Below are 3,300 nucleotides of genomic sequence, written 5' to 3'. Positions count from 1 at the left end.
TATTTGGTCTATATATTGGTGATGTATTTAGATACCATATTCCTAGATATATTATATAGTTTATATCATTTAATAATTTTATTCTATATTTATATCCTATCTGTTTTGCATGTTTTACTCTCAGCTTCACCATTTTTATTCCTATTTGATATGCTTTATACATATAGGCTGCCGTTGGAGATATTTTATCAACTATTCTAACTAATATATTTATTAGAACTCGGCTTCTAACATATTTTAGGGACATTATAATTAGATTTATCAATACACGTTCACTCCTGTGAAGTCTAAACCATACACCTCTCCTTAAAGCCATGATTTTTAAACGTTTTATATATCTCTTTGTAAATACAAGTTTCTCAAATCTCACTGAATATCATCTTAACCTTATTTTGAATAAATTATTTACATATACAAATATATATACTTTATTAAAGATATAGTGGAATAGGAAGTAATTGATATATTGATTAAATTATCTATGTATAATATTAGGAGTTTTGGTTAGCTTTAACTTTTCGATTTTTCTTTCTTTTTCTCGTATAGATTAGTAGAGCTCCAACTATGGCTCCAGATATAAATCCCAGTCCAGCATATATGTATTGCATAAATGTCATTGAATTAATAATTTTCTGAGACTCCTCCAGTTTGGACTTTAAATTAATTAACTCTTTCTTAGTACTATTTAGTTCTTCCATAGTTTTATTTAAATTACTCTTTAGTCTAACTAGTTCTTCTAAAAGTTCTGTGGCATTCATGCTTAGACTAGACAGAATTTTCTCATATTTTTCAACAGTTTCCTGGCATTTATTTAACAAAGACTTAGTTTCATTTAAAGTCTTTTCAATGGTTTCGATATCCTTTAACTCAGTTTTCACCGCTAAATCAACTATATTTGAGATTGACTCAGAATATTCTTCTGTAGCCAGAGTCTTGGCTCTAATAAAATATTTTCCAACTTTATCTAAACTTACTAGGAGTGCTGCAACTCCCTCCTTATTAGTATATGTGCTTCCAAGAAGCGTCCAATTAACCCTATCACTACTATATTCAAAAAATATTTTTAAACCATCTATTTGAGGTGAAATATTTGCATATAAAATTACATGGTCTCCAATCTGAACAATATTTGCCTTAAGATATAGTGATAAAGACAATACATTTCTTACCTTAAATCCAACCGATTTACTTGAACCCAAATAGTCTTCATTTCCACTCCAAACAGCCTTCACACTCCACGATCCCGAAGCATTCGGCGTAAATATATCATTAAAACATCCATTAGAATCGGTTTTAACAGTCTTCCTAATCTTTCTTTCACCAGGACCCGTATAAATTAATAAAATATCGGTTGATGCTATAGAGGGAGATAGACATCCAGATACAGTTAATTTTTCACCCACATTTACCTCACTAGGACTTACCTCAAGCGTAATCGTTGATCTCTGTTTACTGGAAACTGTAAATGAGACTACCGAACTTGTAGCACCAAAATATTTATCATTTCCACTCCATGAAGCTCTTAGTCTATAGCTTCCCTCGCTTTCAGGAGTCCATGTAAGCGAATATTTACCCTTAGATGCCTGTACAGTTCTTAGAGTACTCCATCCACCACCCTTACTATATTCAATTTTAACTGTGGTAGAAACAGCTGGTTTAATCGAACCACTAATGGTTACAGATTCGCCTAAAACAATAAACTTCTTATCAACGCTAATAGTAATACTACTAGTACCTTTAACCTTAAAAGTAGTTTCTGCCTTCTCTCCTCCACCAGTAGCTACAACCTTCCATACACCTAGATTATCATCTGGAAGTCTAAAAGAAGTGGATGCTTTACCATTACTTCCAATAGTAACTTGATCCACAGAATTTGTTACACCATTGGGTTTTAAAACCTGAATGCCTACAACTGTTCCAGGAGAACCTGAGACAGTAATGGTAACTTTTTCACCAGGTGCATATTCACTCTTATTTGTAGTAACGGATAGAGGTGAAGAAGTAGTTGAAATATAGGGAATTAAAAGCATTATGATAATTAAAATTGATTTATTCAATTTTCCACCAAAAATTAAAATGATTTAACTAAAATATATATTTATTTTTCTTTATGTGAAAACATTTTAATGGTACAGCATATAATAAATATGATAGCTGCTGTCAGTATTATTGGGCCTAAATTATCCATTATCAATAATGATAGTAACTCTATTTTATCTATCTTCTCTATCTTACCTCCAACTGGTGGTCTAGGTACGACTTGAAATTTGGTTGTGGCTTTTCCTCCAGGAGTTGATGCAGTGACATTATACCATCCATATTTAGCTGGACAACATGGATCTCCAACCGTAAAATGAAATGACACTTTCCCATTATCATCAGTTGTACCTTGCTCGACATAAATTGGGTTGCCATCAGGATCATCCACCTGTATACCGACAACGACACCCTTTACTGGATTACCGTTCTCCGTTATCGTCACTGTAATATATACTACTTCGTAGCGATGATATTTTATCTTATCTGTTTCAACAGTTACGACATAAGAAACGGATATAGTCTGTACTGTAACAATTGTTAGTAATATTAATGGTAATATTAATGAAATTATTTTTTCTTTCATTTTTCTCCCCTAAGCTTTGACAGTTATTGTAGTTGTATCAGGTGCGCTTAAGGCTTTCCAATTTTCTCCAAGCGCAGCTGGCCATCCATTCCATACAAATACCTTTATTTTAAAGGTTCCGGGGGTACAGCATTCCGGTATCTTAAAACCGTATCCAGTACTGACCTGTTCTCCGGGAGCAAGGCTTCCACTTGTAAATCCTAGTGCAATAACTACGTCACGAGGGTTAAATACTTCAACTATAAGTAAATAGTCTTGAGCTTCATATGTGAGTAGTGATTTTATTGTAACCTTTACAACGACGAATTCTCCACACTTAAATGTAGTCTTAGGATTCCCCTCCATATCAGTAGTCTCAACACTAACTATTTGAATAGTATATGTATTTGCTAAAATACTTAGTGAAATTAATATAAATGCTAGAAATAGTGTAAATACTAGATATTTCCATTTCTCAAATATCTTCATATAATTCACCAAAATAAATTCAAATAATTATCGTTCTCTTAAATATATAAATATTACTACAATTAATCTAATGTAATTTATTCATAGAGATAATAACTATATCTGAAGAAACCCTTCAAAATATTTCTACATATTATAATATTTTTATATCTATATAAGAGAAATATCAAATTAGTAAAATATATATAGTTAGAATAAATATGTCTTTC

4 protein-coding genes are annotated in these 3,300 nt (G+C 31.7%); all 4 read right to left on the bottom strand.

The features are described from left to right. Positions 1-370, bottom strand: a 370-nt coding sequence (locus LWW95_11995; protein ID MDL1957749.1) for a hypothetical protein, incomplete at its 3' end; no start/stop codon positions are given. A gap of 121 nt (positions 371-491) precedes the next feature. Beyond that, positions 492-2,057, bottom strand: coding sequence for an Ig-like domain repeat protein (locus LWW95_11990; GenBank protein MDL1957748.1), 1,566 nt, complete (start codon positions 2,055-2,057; stop codon positions 492-494). A 41-nt stretch (positions 2,058-2,098) separates the two neighbouring features. After that, positions 2,099-2,623 (bottom strand): hypothetical protein, encoded by a 525-nt coding sequence (locus LWW95_11985; GenBank protein MDL1957747.1) that lies wholly within the window; start codon positions 2,621-2,623, stop codon positions 2,099-2,101. A 9-nt stretch (positions 2,624-2,632) separates the two neighbouring features. Then, positions 2,633-3,091, bottom strand: a complete 459-nt coding sequence (locus LWW95_11980; protein ID MDL1957746.1) for a hypothetical protein — start codon at positions 3,089-3,091, stop codon at positions 2,633-2,635. Positions 3,092-3,300: the final 209 nt, after the last annotated feature.

This window comes from Candidatus Desulfofervidus auxilii, assembly GCA_030262725.1.
Classification (GTDB): Bacteria; Desulfobacterota; Desulfofervidia; order Desulfofervidales; family Desulfofervidaceae; genus JAJSZS01.
The sequence above is the reverse complement of the archived record's forward strand: the minus strand, read 5'-3'. Positions and strand labels throughout refer to the sequence as shown.

Bases quoted from the DNA above. Each gene is read 5' to 3' on its own strand.
- LWW95_11985 (MDL1957747.1), bottom strand. From the start codon at position 2,623: ATGAAAGAAAAAATAATTTCATTAATATTACCATTAATATTACTAACA.
- LWW95_11980 (MDL1957746.1), bottom strand. From the start codon at position 3,091: ATGAAGATATTTGAGAAATGGAAATATCTAGTATTTACACTATTTCTA.